Source organism: Pseudomonas sp. HR96, from assembly GCF_034059295.1.
GTDB lineage: Bacteria > Pseudomonadota > Gammaproteobacteria > Pseudomonadales > Pseudomonadaceae > Aquipseudomonas.
Genome location: NZ_CP139141.1, coordinates 855,880 through 875,212 on the forward strand (window position 1 = coordinate 855,880; position 19,333 = coordinate 875,212).

The following is a 19,333-nucleotide window of genomic DNA, read 5'->3' on the forward strand; positions in this document are numbered from 1 at the left end:
GATACCAATGGCGAGAAAAGTTTTCTTCAGCTTCAAATATGACGATGTTCAACGTGCCATGAATGTGCGAAACAGCAATGTGATCGCTGCTGATACGAAATATGGCTTCATCGACAAGGCAGATTTTGAAGAGGTTCAGCGTAAAGGGGACGCGGCGATCAAGGCCTGGATCGATGGCCAGCTTTCCGGTACGACCGTTACGGTTGTGCTCGTAGGGGCTAATACCGATAAAAGCAAATGGGTCAAGTATGAGGTCGCCCAAAGCATCGCGCGCGGTAACGGCATTTTGACTATAGACATCAGCAAGATCGCGAACCTCGATGGAGAGACAACAGACTGCTGCAGCTTGCGAGTTCAAGGTTATAACCATTACCTGTGGAACAACGGTCATGGACGCGACAATCTTGGAGCGTGGGTTGAGAGTGCAGCCAAGGCAGCAGGCAAACCCTGACCTATCAAACCCATTCAGTAGGCGCTGATCCAGCGCCTTCCTACATCACCAAGGAATTCTTGATGTATCTTGGCTTTAAAATCAACGGTTACAAAGCTTTGTCTGTCTCGACTATAAGCGATATCGATGCCTTCACGGCTCGAACCAAGGGGCGCATCGATAAGCTTGCTCGATAAATTATAGGCTCCTACCAAGGTCAGCAAGTTCTAGATGCTGAGAAACTCTCTGCTGCTCTGGTCAAGGCGGCCTCTGCCTTTTCAGCCCATCCATCGGGCAGTTCAATAGTCAAGGTCAACGCGTAAGTACCCGAAGTAGGCTCAGCAGCAAACGTTTCGGCTAGAAACCTCTGTATTTCCATCACCTGATTTATCAGATGCCCTGCGGTCCCCAGGAATAAATCGCGAACTTCCACGAAGTCTTCATCAACCCTGGTAAAATGAATCTGTTCCTCCCAAAGCAGAGCCCCCCGGCAGACCTCACCGTAAAGCCTGCATGCCGAAACAATATCGAAGTCGTTGCCGGAAACTCCAGGTTCTCCCCATGCCAACTGTAGTTCGCCGTTGGTGAGGTTCATGAAGGCCTGCACATAAAGCAGAATTTCCTGCATCCTGTCACTGAGCCATTCAAAACTCTCTGCTCGCTCCAGCCGGGTGATTGGCTTCGCGTAGAGGCCGCCATTTAGCGCCTTCCAACGCCTCGCAATTGGCGTGATCTCGGTCTTTAAAGCTTCGGCAGTGAGCAGATACTCCCAGAAACTATCCTTGTCGATAATCAAGCGTTCTGCTACATAGCTCAGCTTACCGAAAGCTTCCAGGTGACGACGCTCATACCGATGTTTGATCGCAGCGCTGGTTTTCCCCATTTTCTCACTGATGGCTTGTTCGTGTTCTTGCCTCCACTCGAATAGCAATCCTGCGGGGTACTGATCGGGGTCGTCGTCTATCATTTTGTGGCAGTTGCCGCACAACCAGATGGCGTTGGTGATCGCCCTTCGCTCGGCAGAAAGCATCGCCTCCGCGTATCGGGCAGAACCTAGGTTAGCTCCGTAGATGTGAGCGGCTTCACCTAAATTTATCGACCCTTCCGGGCGATCAGCCGGCCCACTCGTGATTGCTCCGCAGCTAGGATTGGTACAGATGTTCGCAGATCGCTTGGCGAGTGTCGTGATGACACTTTGAGGAAAGCGGTTTTCGGAGGGCATGGGTCTCTCGGTACTAGGATGATTCCATATGATAGCGACCTAGAGCCTCGACTGTATCGCTTGATGGAACGCCTAGAGGCGTGGGGATGGATTCAATCCTAATTATTTTTGATAAAAAGAGAATCAATTCCGATTCGACCACTTGGGAGCTTGTCCCGACTGACCACTTTCGGCCACTAGCTGCCGTTGGCCTAAGGCATCTTCCGCCCCCAAATCGATATTCACTGTCCCGAACGTGTAGCCACGAAGACCGCGAACGATGACTGAGAACATGAAGAACACAGCGATCCCCGCTGAGACTACATCTATCAGAGCTGGCAAGGGCTGCGGGTTCTTGTGCAATTGGCTGGATGCACCGAATCGCTACGTGAAGGTCAAGTTCGAGTGTGACGTTGAACTGCCTGCTCCGGTTCATCGCCTGCACCAAAGTAGCGCTGCCGTAAAGGCTTTATAAATCGATGTCGAGCCTCTCTAATACCCACTCCGGCTTTGGGAATGAGAGGACGCCATGACAAGCTTCACAGATGAAGACATTTTGCAGCTCGACCACCGCTACGCGCAGGAAGGCGTCCCCTTCCATGCCCGGCCATTTCGGGCTGCGGTGGACCTGCTCAAGGATCAGTTTGTTCTCGGCCTTCACCAGAACCCCGCCATTGAGGACATCTCCCACGCCTACGCCAGGCTGGTACCCGAGGTCAACTACTCCTGGCCCGGGATGGGCACTGGCCTGGCGGCAGCCGTCGATCAGGTAAAGAAGATTACGATAGCTGTGGGGTACGGTCAGTTCGCGATGACCCCTCATCAAGGGCTGGGCTTCGACAACCATGAAGTCTGGAGTCGTTGGTGCAGAGGGGACCGCATGATTGCGGCCAGATCCTGTTTTGCCTGGGCGGACGCGTTCGACCTGGTTTACAGCATCGACGATCTGCAACATCAGGTGGACAAGGAGACCCTTACCTTGTGGGGGCAGGCCGCCTCCAATCTGGAGGACGTGGCCAATACTTTGGTCAACACCTACAACTCCAGCTCCATCATTCAACCGATCTGCCTAACAGCGGAGCTGGCAATCAAAGGCACCCTAAAGCACCTCGGTGTATCAGAGAAGGATCGTCGCGGCCTGGGGCACAAACACGAGGTTCTGGCCAACCGCTTGATTGCCGAATGTCCGCATCGAGATGACCAACACCTCCTCGTGATTGCGAAGAAACTGCCGGACTACGTGAATACCCGTTATCAAGGGGCAGGTCTCACTCGACTGGAAGTCATCGACCTTGCTCTAGGCGTCCAGTTCATCGCCGCCTCCGCGCTGAGACGAGTTAGCACCCGGGACCTTGCGCTCCAGTTGGAGCAGGATGTTTGGCCGGGCCCCCGGCCGTGAAGATATTCAGTGGGGCTGCTTGGTACCGTAGGGTGGGCTTCAGCCCACCATCGAGCCAGCCCGCATCAAAAATGAGATTTGTCTTGGCCTTTACGCTGAATTCAGCACTCAGTCGGTGAGCGCAATAGAACTACTACAAGACCCATTCGAAGAAGCCGAGCGCATGATCGCGCAGGTAGGCAAGTGGATTGTCGGAGCGATTGAGACGCGGACCTTCTGGCCAACCAAGAGACAGGCCGTCTCATTCGATGGCAAAAAATTCGTCCTAATGCCTGCTGAAACGCATGAGAAATCGACCAGCCTTCCAGCCATTGCAATCCGAGCTAACGAATACGGTCTTTCAGATATGGAGGCCCGAGTAGCAATCATGCGTTTTGCCAGCGATAATCGCTCTGCTCCTGATGGGGCCTACTAGTTTGGATTTCACAGATGACTTCCTCACGTGACAATTTTTCAAAAAAAACTAAGAGCGTCCTCGCCCTACGGGCAAGCTATGAATGCTCCTTGTGCAAGGTCTCGACGGTAGGGCCAAGCGACGAGGCTTCAAACGCTGTGACCATGATTGGCGTTGCTGCTCACATTGCAGCCGCCGCGCCTGGTCCTGGCGCGCGCCGTTACGACCACTCAATGACTCCTGAGCAACGCGGATCAATCGATAATGGGATTTGGCTGTGCGCTAGCTGTAGCGTTCTCATCGACAGGGACGAAGCCAGATTCTCAACTCAAAACCTTCATGAGCTGAAGCTCAGCCATGAGGCATCAAGGCGCCTTCAGGGGCAAGGTGAAGTGAGTCGCGATGACATCATTGCTATCGGCCCGAGTCTAATCGCGCTAGGGGCGGTATTACGGTTCGGTCCGGACGGATACCGATTCCGAATATCTCACTTCCTGGAAGGCAACATCCGGGAGCTGTGGGCTATGAGCGTGGATTTCAGCAAATGGCCAGATGAGGATCGATACGTCCTTTCAAATGAACTTGGCTATGGCGGGCTGCTTTCCCAACCGCCTGCTATTGAGCGAACTGAGTTAGGGTACGAGGTCACCGTCCAAATCCAAGTGGCCACAGACCGTCGCAATGCAATGACAACCAAAACCATGTGCACAGAGACCGGTAGGATGCTCGGTGGTGTGGACGCGATGGAGTCGGTATTTGGCAACGTGCTGGGTATGGCTCACGGCACGTGGTTTACGGACCTTCAGAGCGGCAGCTTTATCTCTGATTATCACGAAAGGTATGTAGGCTCCGATTGGCTTAGCAGGCTCATTATGATGGATATCATCCGCCTTTCGTTTGTCCCCCGGAATTCCAGAGCTGCTAACAAGAAAGTGGCACCGCTTGCCTGGGTCAATCGCGTCAATAGCGTTAGCACTCCGACCTTTGAGCTTACCGAACAATATCTTTCTATTCATGTGGATGCGGAGCTTGAGGGAGTAGGTAACTGGTCGGGGGTACTGCCAGTATTTATTTGTACGCCGGAACAATTACAGGAAGGTCGAGATCAAGCGCGGAGAAACGCGCTCTTGATTAGCCCTACTGTAGATCATGGTCTCGTTGAGGCACTGCCTGTAGACAAGAAAACCGCGGATCGCTTTAAGCTCCTGGGACGCTAAGTCGAACCATCAACACTCCACTTGGATTGCCCTACTTTTGTAGAGGTTGGATGACCGCTGATGGCCGATTGCTGCCCTCCGCGAGCGTCCGTTTTGGCGCGAGAGCACCCTGCTTCGTAGAGGAAGACTCAGTTTAAAGTCCGAAAACCCATGACGCCTTTAGGAGTCGAGCGATCAATCTGACAGTGAGTAGGTAGTAATATCGCGTGTCTTCGCTACGTTGCTTTAAGTGATGCGCGAGACACCACTCCAAATGCTTCCGCTGCCACGCCCATGGATTTTCTCGGTGCCATCGCTTAGCTATAGCAGCTTGGATAACCTTCGCCTGCCGTAAATGCCGTTGCCGAGTCGCATGCGACCCAGCCAGCACGCCACCCAAACACCTCCATATCAAGCCCCTTGGTCATATCCGCCCCCCAATGTAGGCAGCGACTACGTCAATCCGCCTATGCCCCAGGTCTCGACTGATCTGCATGCGAGCCTCACGATCAAGGCGCCGATGTATCGCATAGCACTCCCACCTTTAACAGGCACCTGGTGCTGAGTGATCTGCTCGAAGCGCTCACACGCAAACGCCGCCCTCAGCTCATGAAACCCTTTGAGATCGTGAGCATGCAGAACGTCTCTTGCCGGCCCGGCGACTCGCTGTACAAACGCGTTATAGCTCTCACATGGCGCAGAGGGGTTTTCTTCATGGTCGGTGATACGTGCAGCACGAGCGAGCGCCAGATGTCTTCGGCATAGGCCGGGGTCACCGAGACTTTCTTGGGCTCGAACTAGGCGGTGGCCACGTTCTCGAAGGTGTGTTCGGTTTCCGTCCGTTTGGCTTCATTCAGCGTATTGCGCTGCACCTTAGGATCGTTTCCAGGGCAAGCAGCTCGCGGACCTCGACTGCCATCTTTCGTGCGTTCGCCAGTGACAGTTCGGGATAGGTCCCGAAGCCGATGTTGATGCGCTTCTTGGTCACCGGTTCGCGGTAGTTGAAATTCCACAGCAACGAGCCGTTGCTGCGTACGCGGAGTTGCAAACCGTCGCCGTCCGTGAGGACGTAATCCTTGGACGCGGGTTTGGCTCCCTTGAGTTGTCGATCGGAGAGGCGGAGGTTTTGAGCAGGCATGAGATTGTCCTCAAGCACTGATTCGGTATTCCAAAGATTAGCACCGGGTGAGCTGGAATACCGCCTGGAATACCCGAATGGCTGGAACTCAAAAACTCTTGAAAGACCGCAAAAGCGCTGGAGGCCGCGTATTTACTGGATCTCAGGCACAAAAAAAGACGCCCATGGACGTCTTCCTTTGATCATTTGGTGGAGCCGGGGGGATTTGAACCCCCGTCCGCCAGTACTCCGCTGTCGGTTCTACATGCTTAGCCGTGTCTACTAAGTTAACCCTCGGCCGCCCGACGGGCAGGGTGCTTCAGGCGAGTTGTGTAAGTTTTAGGCGCTTCGTCCACAACGTACTAGGCGACGATTCTGTTCTATATGACAATCGCTTCGGGTTTACAGACATCCCCTAACGATTGCTGGAGCCGAAGCTACCAGAAGTGCGACTAGGCTGCTTACGCAGCTAGTTGGGCACCGTAATTGTCATCATTGGCAATTATAGAGTTTTGCAACAGTGGATTTACGAGTTCTGTTACCAACTCGGCATGCCCCTAGAGTTTCGTTACCGGCGTCGAATCCTAATCGGCCCCGCTTGCAGCTCTTGCCTGCCTGCCGAAGCAGTCAGGCCGCACAGTGTACCCGAGGGCGGCTGTGCAAGCAAACCGGCCAGCGATGGGGCTGGCCTGGCCGCTTGAATTACTTGGCGCCGTCGGAGCTGGAGCCGGTGGTTTTCAGGTCGTTGATGGCCTGGCTGGTGATGGCGATGCATTTCTTGTCGTCGCCAGCTTTGTGGGCCTTGTTGGCCTGGTTCCAGGTTTTCGACAGGCCTTTTTTCTGTTCGGCGCTCAGGTTGGTGTTGGTCGACACCTGGGCGTCCTTGAGGGTCTGCAGGTTGGCGCCGCAGAGGTCTTCGGCTGCGAAAACAGGGGATGCCAGCAGGGCGGCGGTGATGAACAGTCCAGAAATCATGGTGCGCTTCATGGGGTATCTCCTCGAGCTAGATGGCTCGGAATCCGCCGAAAAAGGCAAACCTTCCGAGGTGGTTAATAGCCCTTTTGTTCAGGGCCTAAATAAACGGACTCTAACGTTTGACGAGGGTTCTATTTTTTCTTCATGGCGGGCCACGAAAAGCTGTTTTTCGGCCAACAAGCGGCAGTTTGCACCAAACAGGGGCGAAAACTGCGGGTTTATTGCGCAGTTGGGCGCTTGGCGGTGGTGACTCGGTCTACCAGGTAAACCAGGCTGTGGTAGTCGATGCCGCTGTGGTGCGACAGGCCGATTTCGCAGGTGCGGCTGGTGCTGATGCCCTCGTGGCAGCCCTGCACATCCTGTTTGAGGTGGCGCAGGGCGTGAGCGTTCAGTTCGGGGGTGGTAAAGCCTTTGTCGCCGGCGAAGCCGCAGCAGTGAATGCCCTCGGGGATCACGACGTTGTGGCTGCAGCGGCGGGCCAGGTCGATGAGGGCCTGGCCTTCGCCCAAGTGCTGGGTGCTGCAGGTGACGTGCACGGCGATGGGGTCGGCCTGGGGGGTGAAGTCCAGGCGCTCGAGCAGGTGGCTGCGGATGAAGCGCACCGGGTCGTAGAGGCTCAGGCGTGGGTCGGCGGGCTGTTGCAGCAGGCGCAGGGTGCAGGGGCTGGTGTCGCAGTAGATGGGGTCGAGGCCGCCACGGCTGGCGCTGAGCAGGGCGTCGAGCAGGGTTTGGCGTTTGCGTTCGGCCGGCTCGGGGTAGCCTTTCGAGGCGAAGGGTTGGCCGCAGCAGAGGTTGTCGAGGGTGGCCGGGAAGATGACCTGGTAGCCGGCTTTTTCCAGCAGTTGGGTGGTTTTGTCGCGCAGGGACATCTGTTCGGGGTCGCTGGCGGCGGGGCCCATCACGCGGGAGACGCAGGCGGGCAGGTAGACGACTCGCGGGCGCTGGTCCAGCAGGGCGGGTTTGACGCGGATGGCCTGTTCGGCTTGCGGCATGGCCGAGGTCCACTGCGGGATCTGCCCACGGCTGGCCTCTTGCAGGCGGGCGGAGAGTGCCGTGAGGCGCGGGGCGCCGAGCAGCATGCGCGCGCCGTTGGCGGCGTGCAGGGTGAAGCGGGCGCCTTGCAGGGCTGTGCTGAAGTGGTCGGCCAGCCAGTTGGCTGCGCGCGGGTGGGTGGCGTTTTCGGCGCGCAGTTGTTTGATCAGCTCACCGGTGTTGATGCCCACCGGGCAGCGCTGGGCGCACAGGCCGGTGGCGGCGCAGGTGTCGATGCCCTGGTACTGGAAGTCGCGGCGCTGGGCGTCGGTGTTTTCGCCGGCGCGTTGCCGCGCCTGGATGTCGCGCCAGAGCACGATGCGCTGGCGTGGGGTGAGGGTCAGGCCGCGGGACGGGCACACCGGTTCGCAGAAGCCGCACTCGATGCATTTGTCGACGATGGGGTCGGCGGCGGGCAGCGGCTTGAGGTTTTTCAGGTGGATGTGCGGGTCTTCGCTAAGCACGACATTGGGGTTGAGGATGCCTTTGGGGTCGAGCAGGCGTTTGATTTGCCACATCAGTTGGTAGGCGTCGCGGCCCCATTCCAGTTCGACGAAGGGCGCCATGTTGCGGCCGGTGCCGTGTTCGGCCTTGAGCGAACCGCCGAATTGTACGGCCACCAGGTGCGCGACGTCGTCCATGAAGGCCTGGTAGCGCTGGATCTCTGCCGGGTTGTTGAAGCCCTGGGTGAAGACGAAGTGCAGGTTGCCCTCCAGGGCGTGGCCGAACAGGATGGCTTCGTTGTAGTGGTGTTTTTCGAACAGGGCGATGAGGCCGGTAACGCCGGCGGCCAGCTGTTCGACGGGGAAGGTGACGTCTTCGATGATCACCGTGGTGCCGGTCTCGCGCACGGCGCCGACGGCGGGGAAGGTGTCTTTGCGGATGGCCCAGAGGCGGGCGTTTTCCAGCGGGTCTTCGGTGAAGTCGATCTGTTCGAGCACGGCGAAGGGGGCGAGGGCGGTCTGGATCTGGCCGACCTGGTCGAGCACTTCGGCGCGCGCGCCGGCGCGGGTTTCGATGAGCAGGGCGCAGGCGGCGTCGGGCAGGTCGCGGACGAAGGGCGGCATGCCGGGTTTGTCTTGCACCGAGCGCAGGCTGCGGCGGTCGAGCAGTTCGACGGCGGCCACCGGTTGCTGCTTGAGCACGGTGACGGCGTTGCAGCAGGTGTGCACGTCGGGGAAGACGATCAGCGCGGTGGCTTTGCAGGGGTGGTCGATGACGGTGTCGTAGGTGACGGCGCTGATGAAGCCCAGCGTGCCTTCGGAGCCAACCATCAGGTGCATGAGGATTTGCAGCGGGTCGTCGTGGTCGACCAGGGCGTTGAGCGACAGGCCGGTGGTGTTTTTCAGGCGGTACTTGTGGCGGATGCGTTCGGCGAGTTCGGGATTGGCGCGGGTCTGTTCAGCGAGTTGTTGGAGCGCGCCGAGCAGCTCGCCGTGGCTGTGGCCAAAGGCGGCGACGCTGGCGGGGTCTTCGCTGTCGACGCAGCTGCCATCGGCGAGGATCAGGCGCATGCCGGCCAGGGTGTGATAGGTGTTCTGCGCGGTGCCGCAGCACATGCCGCTGGCGTTGTTGGCGACGATGCCGCCGATCTTGCAGGCGTTGATGGAGGCCGGGTCGGGGCCGATCTTGCGCCCGTACGGGGCGAGCCAGGCGTTGGCCTGGGCGCCGATTACACCCGGTTGCAGGCGAATCTGCAGGCCGTGCTCGCGGATGTCGCGGCCGTTCCAGTGCTCGCCCAGTACCAGCAGCACCGAGTCGCTGATGGCCTGGCCGGACAGGCTGGTGCCGGCGGCGCGGAAGGTTACGGGCACGCCTTCGCGGTGGGCCAGTTGCAGCACGCCGATGACTTCGGCTTCGGATTCGACCCGCAGCACCTGTTGCGGGATCAGCCGGTAGAAGCTGGCGTCGGTGCCGAAGGCCAGCAACGAGGTCGGGTCGCTGAAGCGGCGGGCGGCAGGGATCAGCTGTTCGATGGAGCTCAGGAATGTCGACGGCAAACTCATCAGGCCAATCTCCGCAGCGTCGGCTCTGGCGCGCGGGGAGTGCGCGAGCCTTTTTATGCTGCGGTCATTGTTGACGAGTGTCTGGCTGGGCGCCAGCGTTGCCGGTCGCGCTTGGCCTGTATGGCGGGCAGGCGAACACCTCCCGAGGTCGGGAAGTGCTGAAGGGGGAAATCAGCTGGGGCCGAGGCCTCAGTCTTCCTTGCCCTTGGTGCGCACGGCGCGCTGCAGCTCGCGGTCGGAATCGCGTTCGCGCTGGGTATCGCGCTTGTCGTATTCCTTCTTGCCTTTGCCCAGAGCGATTTCGCACTTGATCAAGTGCTTGCTCCAGTACAGCGACAAGGCGACGCAGGCGTAGCCTTTCTGTTGCACGTTGGTGAACAGTTTTTCCAGCTCGCGCTTGTTCAACAGCAGCTTGCGGGTGCGTACCGGATCGGCGATGACGTGAGTGCTGGCCGTGGTCAACGGGGCGATGTGGCTACCCAGCAGCCAGGCTTCGCCATCCTTGAGCAGGACGTAACTGTCGATCAACTGCGCCTTGCCGGCCCGCAGACTTTTTACTTCCCAGCCGGCCAGGACCAGACCAGCTTCGAAACGGTGTTCGATGAAGTAATCGTGTCGCGCTTTCTTGTTCTGCGCGATGGTCCCTGTTGGGTGTTTCTTTTGTTTAGCCATAGGGGCGGCATTATATGCAGTCGACGGCTCGTCGGCTATGGGCTTGCTGCATGCTTGAGACGCTTCGATGAATCCCGGACAATGCGCCAACTTTTTTGATCACCCGCGCCCGCTTGCCGTCGATATGCAGTACCGACGCAACCGGCGCCCAGGGGAACTGCATGACGACTCATATTCAACGTTCGGCGTTGCTGCCATACCCGGCTCAGGCGCTGTACGACCTGGTCAACGATGTGGCGCGCTACCCGGAATTCCTGCCGTGGTGCTCCGGTACCACGGTGCTCGAAGCCAACGACGAGCTGATGCGCGCCAAGCTGGACGTGGCCAAGGGCGGGATCAGCCAGCACTTCGTCACGCGCAACCAGCTGGTGCCGGGCCGCTTGATCGAGATGAATCTGGAAGAGGGGCCGTTCAGCCAGCTGCATGGCATCTGGGTGTTCAAGCCGCTGGGTGAAAAGGCCTGCAAGATCAGCCTGGACCTGGCCTTCGACTACGCCGGGCCGATCGTGCGCGCCACGCTGGGGCCGTTGTTCAATCAGGCGGCCAACACCCTGGTCGATGCCTTCTGCCAGCGTGCCAAGCAGCTGCACGGATGATCGACATCGAGGTGGTGTATGCCTTGGCGCAGCAGCAGACGCTGCTGGCCTTGAAGGTGCCGGCGGGGTCCAGCGTGGCCCAGGTGCTGCGCCTGGAGGCAGTGGTGCAGCAGTGGCCTGAGCTGGACCTGGCGGCCATGCCGGTAGGGATTTTCGGCAAGGTGGTCGATCAGCCGGCCGAGCGGGTGGTGCAGGCTGGCGAACGGATCGAGATCTATCGCCCGTTGCTGGCGGACCCAAAGGAGATTCGCCGGTTGCGGGCAGCCAAGGCGGCGCGGGATCGGGCCAAGGCCGGCGGCTGAGTAAACCTTCACCCACTGGCCTGGCCCGTTTGCACGCAATGTTGAGACATAAAAAAACCCGAACATGTCGGGCTTTTTTTTTCGCGGCGATTTTACTGCGGCGCGGTGTCCAGCGGCGGGACGGTCGGCACCGGTACGGTCTGCACGCCGTCGACGTCTTTCTGGATCTGGTCGAGCAGCGAGCCGGGCTTGGGCGGCGCTTCTTTCTTCGGTGCTTCACCCTGAGGCGGCTGGGCCACGTTGGTGTCGGAGTCCTTGCCCAGGATGGCCTGGTCGCGGCTGACGCCTGGTTTGAAATCACCCGACAAGCTGACCAGTTGGTCGTTGCCGTTGAAGAAGATGCTCATGCGCTCCTGCTGGCGAGTGCCGCCACCCGGTTGCAGGGTGTACAGGTAATCCCAGCGATCGGCGTGGAATGTATCGACGATCAGAGGATTGCCCATGATAAACCGTACTTGCCGACGGGTCATTCCTGGCCGTAACTGGTCTATCATGTCCTGCGTGACGACATTGCCCTGCTGGATGTCGATTTTGTAAACCCCGGGGAATGAACAACCGGCGAGTGCGAGCAGTCCCACGATGGTGAGGCTGGTTAGCAAGTGCTTGGTGTTTTGCATCGGTGGGCGACTTCCACTATCTTGGCTGGGACAACGTAAACCCCGATCATACCCGCATTAAGAGAAGCTGCGAAGCAGCATCGGCGAGAAAGCTGACCATGGTTGAAAATAGCGAATTACGTAAAGCGGGCCTCAAGGTTACCCTGCCGCGAGTCAAGATCCTGCAAATGCTGGACTCTGCAGAGCAACGTCACATGAGTGCCGAGGACGTCTACAAGGCCCTGATGGAAGCAGGCGAGGACGTCGGTCTGGCCACGGTTTACCGTGTACTGACACAGTTCGAGGCATGCAATCTGGTCGTACGGCACAACTTCGACGGCGGTCATGCCGTATTCGAACTGTCCGACGGGGGCCACCACGACCACATGGTCAACGTGGATTCCGGCGAGGTTATCGAGTTCTTCGATAGCGAGATCGAGCGTCGTCAGAAGGAGATCGTGATCGAGCATGGCTTCGAGCTGGTCGACCACAATCTGGTGCTGTATGTGCGCAAGAAGAAGAGCTGATCTACACATCAGCTGACAAAAAAGGCGACCTTGAGGGTCGCCTTTTTTGTGGGTGGTGCAGATGGAGGCTGAGAGCGAGGGGGGGCGGCGCAGTGCAAGGCTCGCAACATCCGGTCACCGAGGTGATCCTGTTGCCAGCTGCGCCGGCTCCTACACTGGACCGGGATGCCCCACAGGTGGCGTAGCCGGCAGCGACGCGGCATTGCGCGCGATCAACCCTTCGCGGTCACTACCATCTTCTTGGCATGGGCCAGGGATTCCTTGGTCAGGTCGATGCCGCCGAGCATGCGTGCGACTTCTTCTACCCGTTCAGCTTTGCTCAGGCTGGACACGGCGGTGCGGGTTTCTTCGCTGTCGCGGGCCTTGTGCACGAACAGGTGGTGGTGACCCTGGGCGGCCACTTGTGGCAAATGGGTGACGGTCAGCACCTGGCCGCGTTCGCCGAGGCGGCGCAGCAGTTGGCCAACGATTTCCGCCGTAGGGCCGCCGATGCCGACGTCGACTTCGTCGAACACCAGGGTCGGTACTCGCGAGGTCTGTGCGGTGATGACCTGGATGGCCAGGCTGATACGCGACAGTTCGCCACCCGAAGCGACCTTGGCCAGGGGTTTGAGGGGTTGCCCGGGGTTGGCGCTGACCAGCAGCTCGACCTGCTCCAGGCCGTGCGGTTGCAGGTCGTCGTTGGCGTTGGCCTTCAACTCGATGGTGAAACGCCCGCCCGGCATGCCCAGGCGCTGGATCTCCTGTTGCACGGCTTCGGCCAGTTGCTCGGCGGCTTTGGTCCGCAGGCCGCTCAGTTCGGCGGCGCGCTGCTGGTAATGACGCGCATAGGCAGCCAGCTCTTCACCCAGTTGCTCGACCGATTCGTCGTTGGCGTTGAGCCCTTCGATTTCATCCATCAGGCGTTGCTGCAGTGCCGGCAATTCGGTGGGGTGTACCCGGTGCTTGCGCGCCAGGGTGTAGATAGTGTCGAGGCGTTCTTCCAGCTGTTGCAGGCGCGCGGGGTCAGCGTCGAAGTTGTCGAGGAAGCGATTGAGCTCGCCCACGGCTTCCTCTACCTGGATCTGCGCGCTGGCGATCAGGTTGGCGGCCTCACCCAGGGCATGCGGCGCGTTGCTCACGGCGCCCAGGCGGTTGAGACTGGTGGTCAGGGCGCTGAGCACGTTGCCCGAGTCGCTTTCGCTGCAGTGCTCGATGACCTGGCGGCAGATGCCGAACAAGGCCTCGGCATTGGTCAGGTTCTTGTGTTCCTGCTCCAATTGCTCCAGCTCGTTTTCGCCGAGGCCGAGGTTGTCGAGCTCTTCGAGCTGGTAGCTGAGCAGTTGATGGCGCGCGCGTTGTTCGTCGCTGGAGTTGGCCAGGCGGTCGAGCTCGGTGCGGGTCTGGCGCCACTTTTGTGCGGCCAGGTACACCTGGCGTGCCAGGTCGGTGGCGCCGGCGTATTCGTCGAGCAGACGGCGGTGGGTGTCGGTTTTCAGCAGCGACTGGTGTTCGTGCTGGCTGTGGATGTCGATCAGCAGCTCGCCCAGGGCCTTGAGGTCGCCGAGCGGGCAGGGCGTGCCGTTGATGTAGCCACGCGAGCGGCCTTCGGCGGTGATCACCCGGCGCAGGATGCACGGGCCATCGTTGGCCAGGTCGCGCTCGGCCAGCCAGGTGCTCGCCTCGGGAATGTCGACCAGGTCGAAGGTGGCAAGAATGTCGGCCTTGTCGGCACCCGGGCGCACTACGCCGCTGTCGGCGCGGTCACCCAGGGTCAGGCCCAGGGCGTCGAGCATGATCGACTTGCCGGCGCCGGTTTCACCGGTGATCACGCTCATCCCGCGCTCGAGTTCGAGGTCAAGGTGTTCGACGATGGCGTAGTTGTGTACGGACAGGTGCACCAACATGGAGGCGGCTCCCAGGCTTGAGGTCTGGTTATTTATACAGTGTTTTTTGCGGGCCTGACAATGCCTCTCATCGGTCGCCGTCGGCCGCCGGGCAAAAATTTGATTGCATCAAGGTATTAAGACGCAGCCAAGAGTGTCTTTACCCTTGAACCGCAAAATTGCGGCCCCATATACCCGGCACAAGCGCGAGTCGTGCTCGCCAACGATCGAGGAGAAAACCATGGCTGACGAACAGAAGCTGGACGAACAGAACACCGAAGCCACCGCAGGCGAAGCCGGTGGTGAAGACCTTGGCGCCCGTGTGCAGTTGCTCGAAGAGCAATTGGCAGGCGCGCAGGATCAGGCATTGCGAGTGGCTGCCGACCTGCAGAACGTCCGTCGCCGTGCCGAGCAGGACGTCGAGAAGGCGCACAAATTCGCCCTCGAGAAATTTGCCGGCGACCTGCTGCCGATCGTCGACAGCCTGGAGCGCGGCCTGGAGCTGTCGAACCCGGACGACGTGAGCATCCGCCCGATGCGCGAAGGCATCGAGCTGACCTTGAAGATGTTCCACGACACCCTCAAGCGCTACAACCTCGAAGCCCTTGACCCACACGGCGCGCCGTTCAACGCCGAGCACCACCAGGCGATGGCCATGCAGGAAAGCGCCGACGTCGAGCCCAACAGCGTGTTGAAAGTGTTCCAGAAGGGCTACTCGCTCAATGGCCGCCTGTTGCGCCCGGCCATGGTCGTGGTCAGCAAGGCGCCGGCACCGTCCGCGCCGTCGATCGACGAAAAGGCCTGAGCAAAATTCGCAGGGGCGGCCTTGAAATAAAACTCCAGGCCCCCATTTAGATGTCAAGCGTTTAAGTGCTACCGCGGTTTTAGTCAGCACAGCCGCGGCAACCAAATCAGATTTGCAAAAAACCAGTTTCGGGAGAGTTAACATGGGCAAGATTATCGGTATCGACCTGGGGACCACCAACTCGTGCGTCTCCATCCTCGAGAACGGCAGTGTCAAGGTGCTGGAAAACGCCGAAGGCGCGCGTACCACTCCATCGATCATTGCATACGCCAACGACGGTGAAATCCTCGTCGGCCAGTCGGCCAAGCGTCAGGCCGTGACCAACCCGCACAACACCCTGTACGCGGTAAAGCGCCTGATCGGCCGCCGCTTCGACGAACAAGTCGTACAGAAAGACATTCAGATGGTCCCTTACAAGATCGTCAAGGCCGACAACAACGACGCCTGGGTTGAAGTCAACAACCAGAAGATGTCGCCGCCACAGATCTCGGCCGAAATCCTCAAGAAGATGAAGAAGACCGCCGAGGACTACCTGGGCGAAGCTGTGACCGAAGCGGTCATCACCGTCCCGGCCTACTTCAACGACAGCCAGCGCCAGGCCACCAAGGACGCCGGTCGTATCGCTGGCCTGGACGTCAAGCGCATCATCAACGAGCCGACCGCAGCTGCGCTGGCTTACGGTATGGACAAGGCCAAGGGCGACCACACTGTCATCGTTTATGACCTGGGTGGCGGTACCTTCGACGTTTCGGTGATCGAAATCGCCGAAGTCGATGGCGAGCACCAGTTCGAAGTGTTGGCCACCAACGGCGATACCTTCCTCGGTGGTGAAGACTTCGACATCCGCCTGATCGACTACCTCGTCGAGGAGTTCAAGAAAGAAAGCGGCATGAACCTCAAGGGTGACCCGCTGGCCATGCAGCGCCTGAAGGAAGCTGCTGAGAAGGCCAAGATCGAGCTGTCCTCGAGCCTGCAGACCGACGTCAATCTGCCGTACATCACTGCAGACGCCACTGGCCCGAAACACTTGAACGTGAAGATCTCGCGCGCCAAGCTGGAATCGCTGGTCGAAGACCTGGTCAAGCGCACCATCGAGCCTTGCCGCATCGCCCTGAAAGACTCGGGCATCGACATCGGCGCGATCAACGACGTGATCCTGGTCGGTGGTCAGACCCGCATGCCGCTGGTGCAGAAAGCTGTTACCGAATTCTTCGGTAAAGAAGCGCGTAAAGACGTCAACCCCGACGAAGCCGTTGCCATGGGTGCTGCCATCCAGGGCGCCGTACTGGCCGGTGACGTGAAAGACGTACTGCTGCTGGACGTCAGCCCGCTGACCCTGGGTATCGAGACCATGGGTGGCGTGATGACCAACCTGATCGAGAAGAACACCACGATTCCGACCAAGAAATCGCAGACCTTCTCGACTGCCGACGACAACCAGAGCGCGGTGACCATCCACGTGCTGCAGGGCGAGCGCAAGCAGGCTTCGCAGAACAAGTCGCTGGGCAAGTTCGACCTGACGGGTATTCCGCCAGCAGGCCGCGGCGTGCCGCAGATCGAAGTGACCTTCGACATCGACGCCAACGGTATCCTCACCGTACAGGCGAAGGATAAGGCCACCGGCAAAGAGCAGAAGATCACCGTCCAGGCTAACTCGGGTCTGTCCGAGGAAGAAATTCAGCAGATGATTCGCGACGCTGAAAGCAACGCCGACGAAGACCGCAAGTTCGAAGAACTGGCCGCTGCCCGCAACCAGGGTGATGCGCTGGTGCACTCGACTCGCAAGATGATCGTCGACGCTGGTGACAAGGTCACTGCCGAAGAGAAAACCGCGATCGAAGCGGCTGTGGTTGCCCTGGAAGCCGCTGTCAAAGGCGACGACAAGGCTGCCATCGACTCCAAGGTCGAAGAGCTGTCGCGTCTGTCGGCCCCGGTTGCGCAGAAGATGTATGCCGACCAGCCTCAGCCTGACGGCGCTGCCGGTGCCCAGCACACCGAAGAGCCGGCCAAGCATGACGACGTGGTCGACGCCGAGTTCGAAGAAGTCAAAGACCACAAGTAATCGCGCTTGTTGGTCGGCCAGCTAACCCCTGATGGGGCGCGGCTGGTAGGATGTCGCCGCGCGGGAGCCTAGCTCCCGCGTTGGCGTATCTGGAACCCACGAATTTTTTGTTACAACAGGCCTCCGTGGCCTGTTGGTAGTACGGCCTCTGGCGCCCAGGCGTACTGGCTCCCTGAAGAGTACGAAGACATATGGCAAAGCGTGACTATTACGAGGTGTTGGGGGTGGAGCGTGGCTCCAGTGAAGGCGATCTGAAGAAGGCTTATCGCCGCCTCGCAATGAAATATCACCCGGACCGCAACCCGGACGACAAGGCCTCGGAAGAGAAATTCAAGGAGGCCAACGAGGCCTACGAGGTTCTTTCCGACGCCAGCAAGCGGGCGTCCTATGACCAGTACGGCCATGCCGGCGTCGACCCGAGCATGGGTGGCGGCGGTGGTTTCGGCGGTGCCGGTGGCGCCAACTTCTCCGATATCTTCGGCGACGTGTTCAGCGATTTCTTCGGTGGCGGCCAGGGCCGTGGCGGCCGCGGCGGAGCACAGCGCGGCAGCGACCTGCGCTACACCCTGGAGCTGAGCCTGGAAGAAGCCGTGCGCGGCACCACCGTCAGCATTCGCGTGCCGACGCTGGTCAATTGCAAACCGTGCGATGGCAGCGGCGCAAAGAAAGGCTCCGCGCCCGTGACGTGCCCGACCTGCGGCGGCATCGGCCAGGTGCGCATGCAGCAGGGCTTTTTCTCCGTGCAGCAGACCTGCCCGCGCTGCCATGGCCAGGGCAAGATCATCTCCGACCCGTGCGACTCGTGCCATGGCGAAGGTCGTGTCGAAGAGTTCAAGACGCTGTCGGTCAAGGTGCCTGCGGGCGTCGACACCGGCGATCGCATTCGCCTGTCGGGCGAAGGCGAGGCGGGCACCCAGGGTGGCCCGACCGGCGACCTGTACGTGGTGATCAACGTGCGCGACCACGACATCTTTCAGCGTGACGGCAAGCATCTGTACTGCGACGTGCCGATCAGCTTCACCGATGCGGCGCTGGGCGGTGAGCTCGACGTGCCGACCCTCGATGGCCGGGTCAAGCTGCGCATTCCGGAAGGCACTCAGACCGGCAAGCAGTTCCGCCTGCGCGGCAAGGGCGTGGCTCCGGTGCGCGGCGGTGGCGCCGGCGACCTGTTGTGCCGGGTGGCGGTGGAAACCCCGGTCAACCTGGGCAAGCGCCAGCGCGAATTGCTCGAAGAACTGCGCGCATCGCTGGAAGGCGACAGCTCGCACTCACCCAAGGCCACCGGCTGGTTCGATGGTGTGAAGCGCTTCTTTGGCGATTTGTAAGAAGGATCGAACATGCGACGTATAGCTGTGATGGGCGCCGCCGGGCGTATGGGCAAGGCGCTGATCGAGGCCGTGCAGATGGCCCCGGGCGCCGGGCTGACCGCTGCGGTGCACCGCGCCGAAAGCAGTCTGGTGGGCGCTGATGCCGGCGAGTTGGCTGGCATTGGCCGCATCGGCGTACCGCTCTCCGGTGACCTGGATCGGGTGGTCGACGAGTTCGACGTGCTGATCGATTTCACCCACCCGTCGGTGACGCTGAAAAACCTGGCCTTCTGCCGCAAGGCGGGCAAGGCAATGATCATCGGCACCACCGGCTTCACTGCCGACGAGAAGCTGCGCCTGGCCGAAGCCGGCAAGGACATCCCCATCGTCTTCGCCGCCAACTTCAGCGTTGGCGTCAACCTCTGCCTGAAGCTGCTCGACACTGCGGCGCGGGTGCTGGGTGACGATGCCGACATCGAGATCATCGAAGCGCATCACCGGCACAAGGTGGATGCACCTTCGGGCACCGCGCTGCGCATGGGTGAAGTGGTGGCCAAGGCGCTGGGGCGAGACCTGCAGGAAGTGGCGGTGTATGGCCGCGAAGGCCAGACCGGTGCGCGCCAGCGCGAGACCATCGGTTTCGCCACCGTGCGCGGTGGCGATGTGGTGGGCGATCACACCGTGTTGTTCGCCGCCGAAGGCGAGCGCGTGGAAATCACCCACAAGGCGTCCAGCCGCATGACCTTCGCCAAGGGCGCGGTACGTGCCGCGCTGTGGCTGGACGGGCGCCAGCCTGGCCTGTACGACATGCAGGATGTGCTGGATCTGCATTGATCCAGACCAGCCGTAAC

General features: G+C 60.0%; 18 protein-coding genes, 1 other RNA gene and 2 pseudogenes. 11 read left to right on the forward strand and 10 right to left on the reverse strand.

The genetic code is table 11. The features are described 5' to 3' along the window. Window positions 1-7: 7 nt before the first annotated feature. Window positions 8-451, forward strand: coding sequence for a TIR domain-containing protein (locus tag SFA35_RS04040; protein WP_320575445.1), 444 nt, complete (start codon window positions 8-10; stop codon window positions 449-451). 14 nt (window positions 452-465) lie between these two features. Here SFA35_RS04040 and SFA35_RS04045 read toward each other — a convergent pair whose 3' ends face one another. Both SFA35_RS04045 and SFA35_RS04050 read right to left on the reverse strand, forming a co-directional pair. Next, a complete protein-coding gene (locus SFA35_RS04045; protein WP_320575447.1) occupies window positions 466-654 on the reverse strand; it encodes a hypothetical protein in 189 nt (62 codons plus the stop codon). Continuing rightward, window positions 648-1,652 (reverse strand): hypothetical protein, encoded by a 1,005-nt coding sequence (locus tag SFA35_RS04050; protein WP_320575449.1) that lies wholly within the window; start codon window positions 1,650-1,652, stop codon window positions 648-650. Before SFA35_RS04050 ends, SFA35_RS04045 begins: the two co-directional genes overlap by 7 nt. A 508-nt stretch (window positions 1,653-2,160) precedes the next feature. On the opposite strand from SFA35_RS04050, the gene SFA35_RS04055 reads away from it, so the two are divergent. The 3 genes from SFA35_RS04055 (at window position 2,161) to SFA35_RS04065 (ending at window position 4,641) form a co-directional block, all read left to right on the forward strand. Beyond that, window positions 2,161-3,030 carry a hypothetical protein gene (locus tag SFA35_RS04055; protein WP_320575451.1) on the forward strand — a complete coding sequence of 290 codons (870 nt, stop codon included), beginning with the start codon at window positions 2,161-2,163 and terminating at the stop codon, window positions 3,028-3,030. 163 nt (window positions 3,031-3,193) lie between these two features. Then, window positions 3,194-3,445 carry a hypothetical protein gene (locus tag SFA35_RS04060; RefSeq protein ID WP_320575453.1) on the forward strand — a complete coding sequence of 84 codons (252 nt, stop codon included), beginning with the start codon at window positions 3,194-3,196 and terminating at the stop codon, window positions 3,443-3,445. Between the two features lie 14 nt (window positions 3,446-3,459). After that, a complete protein-coding gene (locus SFA35_RS04065) occupies window positions 3,460-4,641 on the forward strand; it encodes a hypothetical protein (RefSeq protein ID WP_320575456.1) in 1,182 nt (393 codons plus the stop codon). A 403-nt stretch (window positions 4,642-5,044) separates the two neighbouring features. Here SFA35_RS04065 and SFA35_RS04070 read toward each other — a convergent pair. The 6 genes and pseudogenes from SFA35_RS04070 to smpB form a co-directional block, all read right to left on the reverse strand. Next, window positions 5,045-5,328, reverse strand: a pseudogene (locus tag SFA35_RS04070) (integrase); the annotation flags it as partial. Next, window positions 5,304-5,758 (reverse strand): annotated as a pseudogene (locus SFA35_RS04075) (integrase arm-type DNA-binding domain-containing protein); the annotation flags it as partial. The pseudogenes SFA35_RS04070 and SFA35_RS04075, both read right to left, overlap by 25 nt. Window positions 5,759-5,945: 187 nt before the next feature. Then, window positions 5,946-6,333: a transfer-messenger RNA gene (gene ssrA, locus SFA35_RS04080) on the reverse strand. Between the two features lie 106 nt (window positions 6,334-6,439). Continuing rightward, a complete protein-coding gene (locus SFA35_RS04085) occupies window positions 6,440-6,724 on the reverse strand; it encodes a hypothetical protein (protein ID WP_320575457.1) in 285 nt (94 codons plus the stop codon). 206 nt (window positions 6,725-6,930) lie between these two features. Further along, the gene (locus SFA35_RS04090) at window positions 6,931-9,750 is read right to left on the reverse strand and encodes an FAD-binding and (Fe-S)-binding domain-containing protein (protein ID WP_320575460.1); all 2,820 of its coding nucleotides are present in this window, start codon (window positions 9,748-9,750) and stop codon (window positions 6,931-6,933) included. Between the two features lie 189 nt (window positions 9,751-9,939). Next, window positions 9,940-10,422, reverse strand: a complete 483-nt coding sequence (gene smpB, locus SFA35_RS04095; RefSeq protein WP_320575462.1) for an SsrA-binding protein SmpB — start codon at window positions 10,420-10,422, stop codon at window positions 9,940-9,942. Window positions 10,423-10,583: 161 nt separating this feature from the next. On the opposite strand from smpB, the gene SFA35_RS04100 reads away from it, so the two are divergent. After that, complete coding sequence (locus SFA35_RS04100; protein WP_320575464.1) at window positions 10,584-11,018, forward strand: type II toxin-antitoxin system RatA family toxin; 435 nt, start codon at window positions 10,584-10,586, stop codon at window positions 11,016-11,018. Continuing rightward, window positions 11,015-11,320 (forward strand): RnfH family protein, encoded by a 306-nt coding sequence (locus SFA35_RS04105; protein WP_320575466.1) that lies wholly within the window; start codon window positions 11,015-11,017, stop codon window positions 11,318-11,320. Before SFA35_RS04100 ends, SFA35_RS04105 begins: the two co-directional genes overlap by 4 nt. Before the next feature lie 92 nt (window positions 11,321-11,412). Here the strand turns inward: SFA35_RS04105 and SFA35_RS04110 are convergent, their stop codons facing one another. Continuing rightward, window positions 11,413-11,937 (reverse strand): outer membrane protein assembly factor BamE, encoded by a 525-nt coding sequence (locus SFA35_RS04110; RefSeq protein WP_320575468.1) that lies wholly within the window; start codon window positions 11,935-11,937, stop codon window positions 11,413-11,415. A 98-nt stretch (window positions 11,938-12,035) separates the two neighbouring features. Here SFA35_RS04110 and fur point away from each other — a divergent pair, with 98 nt between their 5' ends. Then, window positions 12,036-12,443: a ferric iron uptake transcriptional regulator gene (gene fur / locus SFA35_RS04115; RefSeq protein ID WP_320578833.1), complete on the forward strand. Its 408-nt coding sequence runs from the start codon at window positions 12,036-12,038 to the stop codon at window positions 12,441-12,443. A 212-nt stretch (window positions 12,444-12,655) separates the two neighbouring features. On the opposite strand, the gene recN is transcribed toward fur, so the two are convergent. Continuing rightward, window positions 12,656-14,329 (reverse strand): DNA repair protein RecN, encoded by a 1,674-nt coding sequence (recN, locus tag SFA35_RS04120; protein WP_320575470.1) that lies wholly within the window; start codon window positions 14,327-14,329, stop codon window positions 12,656-12,658. A 220-nt stretch (window positions 14,330-14,549) separates the two neighbouring features. Between recN and grpE the strand changes: the two genes are divergently transcribed. From grpE to dapB, 4 genes are all read left to right on the forward strand, one after another. After that, complete coding sequence (gene grpE / locus SFA35_RS04125) at window positions 14,550-15,113, forward strand: nucleotide exchange factor GrpE (protein ID WP_320575472.1); 564 nt, start codon at window positions 14,550-14,552, stop codon at window positions 15,111-15,113. Window positions 15,114-15,255: 142 nt separating this feature from the next. Then, a complete protein-coding gene (gene dnaK / locus SFA35_RS04130; RefSeq protein ID WP_320575475.1) occupies window positions 15,256-17,175 on the forward strand; it encodes a molecular chaperone DnaK in 1,920 nt (639 codons plus the stop codon). 191 nt (window positions 17,176-17,366) lie between these two features. Continuing rightward, a complete protein-coding gene (dnaJ, locus tag SFA35_RS04135; protein WP_320575477.1) occupies window positions 17,367-18,500 on the forward strand; it encodes a molecular chaperone DnaJ in 1,134 nt (377 codons plus the stop codon). Window positions 18,501-18,512: 12 nt separating this feature from the next. Further along, complete coding sequence (dapB, locus tag SFA35_RS04140) at window positions 18,513-19,316, forward strand: 4-hydroxy-tetrahydrodipicolinate reductase (RefSeq protein WP_320575479.1); 804 nt, start codon at window positions 18,513-18,515, stop codon at window positions 19,314-19,316. The last annotated feature ends 17 nt before the right edge of the window (window positions 19,317-19,333 follow it).

Excerpts from the sequence above, each read along its gene's own strand:
- SFA35_RS04055 (WP_320575451.1), top strand. The coding sequence starts at position 2,161 with ATGACAAGCTTCACAGATGAAGACATTTTGCAGCTCGACCACCGCTAC.
- SFA35_RS04065 (WP_320575456.1), top strand. The coding sequence starts at position 3,460 with ATGACTTCCTCACGTGACAATTTTTCAAAAAAAACTAAGAGCGTCCTC.
- smpB (WP_320575462.1), bottom strand. The coding sequence starts at position 10,422 with ATGGCTAAACAAAAGAAACACCCAACAGGGACCATCGCGCAGAACAAG.
- SFA35_RS04110 (WP_320575468.1), bottom strand. The coding sequence starts at position 11,937 with ATGCAAAACACCAAGCACTTGCTAACCAGCCTCACCATCGTGGGACTG.
- SFA35_RS04060 (WP_320575453.1), top strand. The coding sequence starts at position 3,194 with ATGATCGCGCAGGTAGGCAAGTGGATTGTCGGAGCGATTGAGACGCGG.
- dnaK (WP_320575475.1), top strand. The coding sequence starts at position 15,256 with ATGGGCAAGATTATCGGTATCGACCTGGGGACCACCAACTCGTGCGTC.
- SFA35_RS04040 (WP_320575445.1), top strand. The coding sequence starts at position 8 with ATGGCGAGAAAAGTTTTCTTCAGCTTCAAATATGACGATGTTCAACGT.
- recN (WP_320575470.1), bottom strand. The coding sequence starts at position 14,329 with ATGTTGGTGCACCTGTCCGTACACAACTACGCCATCGTCGAACACCTT.
- SFA35_RS04050 (WP_320575449.1), bottom strand. The coding sequence starts at position 1,652 with ATGCCCTCCGAAAACCGCTTTCCTCAAAGTGTCATCACGACACTCGCC.
- dapB (WP_320575479.1), top strand. The coding sequence starts at position 18,513 with ATGCGACGTATAGCTGTGATGGGCGCCGCCGGGCGTATGGGCAAGGCG.
- dnaJ (WP_320575477.1), top strand. The coding sequence starts at position 17,367 with ATGGCAAAGCGTGACTATTACGAGGTGTTGGGGGTGGAGCGTGGCTCC.
- SFA35_RS04105 (WP_320575466.1), top strand. The coding sequence starts at position 11,015 with ATGATCGACATCGAGGTGGTGTATGCCTTGGCGCAGCAGCAGACGCTG.
- fur (WP_320578833.1), top strand. The coding sequence starts at position 12,036 with ATGGTTGAAAATAGCGAATTACGTAAAGCGGGCCTCAAGGTTACCCTG.
- SFA35_RS04090 (WP_320575460.1), bottom strand. The coding sequence starts at position 9,750 with ATGAGTTTGCCGTCGACATTCCTGAGCTCCATCGAACAGCTGATCCCT.
- SFA35_RS04085 (WP_320575457.1), bottom strand. The coding sequence starts at position 6,724 with ATGAAGCGCACCATGATTTCTGGACTGTTCATCACCGCCGCCCTGCTG.
- SFA35_RS04100 (WP_320575464.1), top strand. The coding sequence starts at position 10,584 with ATGACGACTCATATTCAACGTTCGGCGTTGCTGCCATACCCGGCTCAG.
- grpE (WP_320575472.1), top strand. The coding sequence starts at position 14,550 with ATGGCTGACGAACAGAAGCTGGACGAACAGAACACCGAAGCCACCGCA.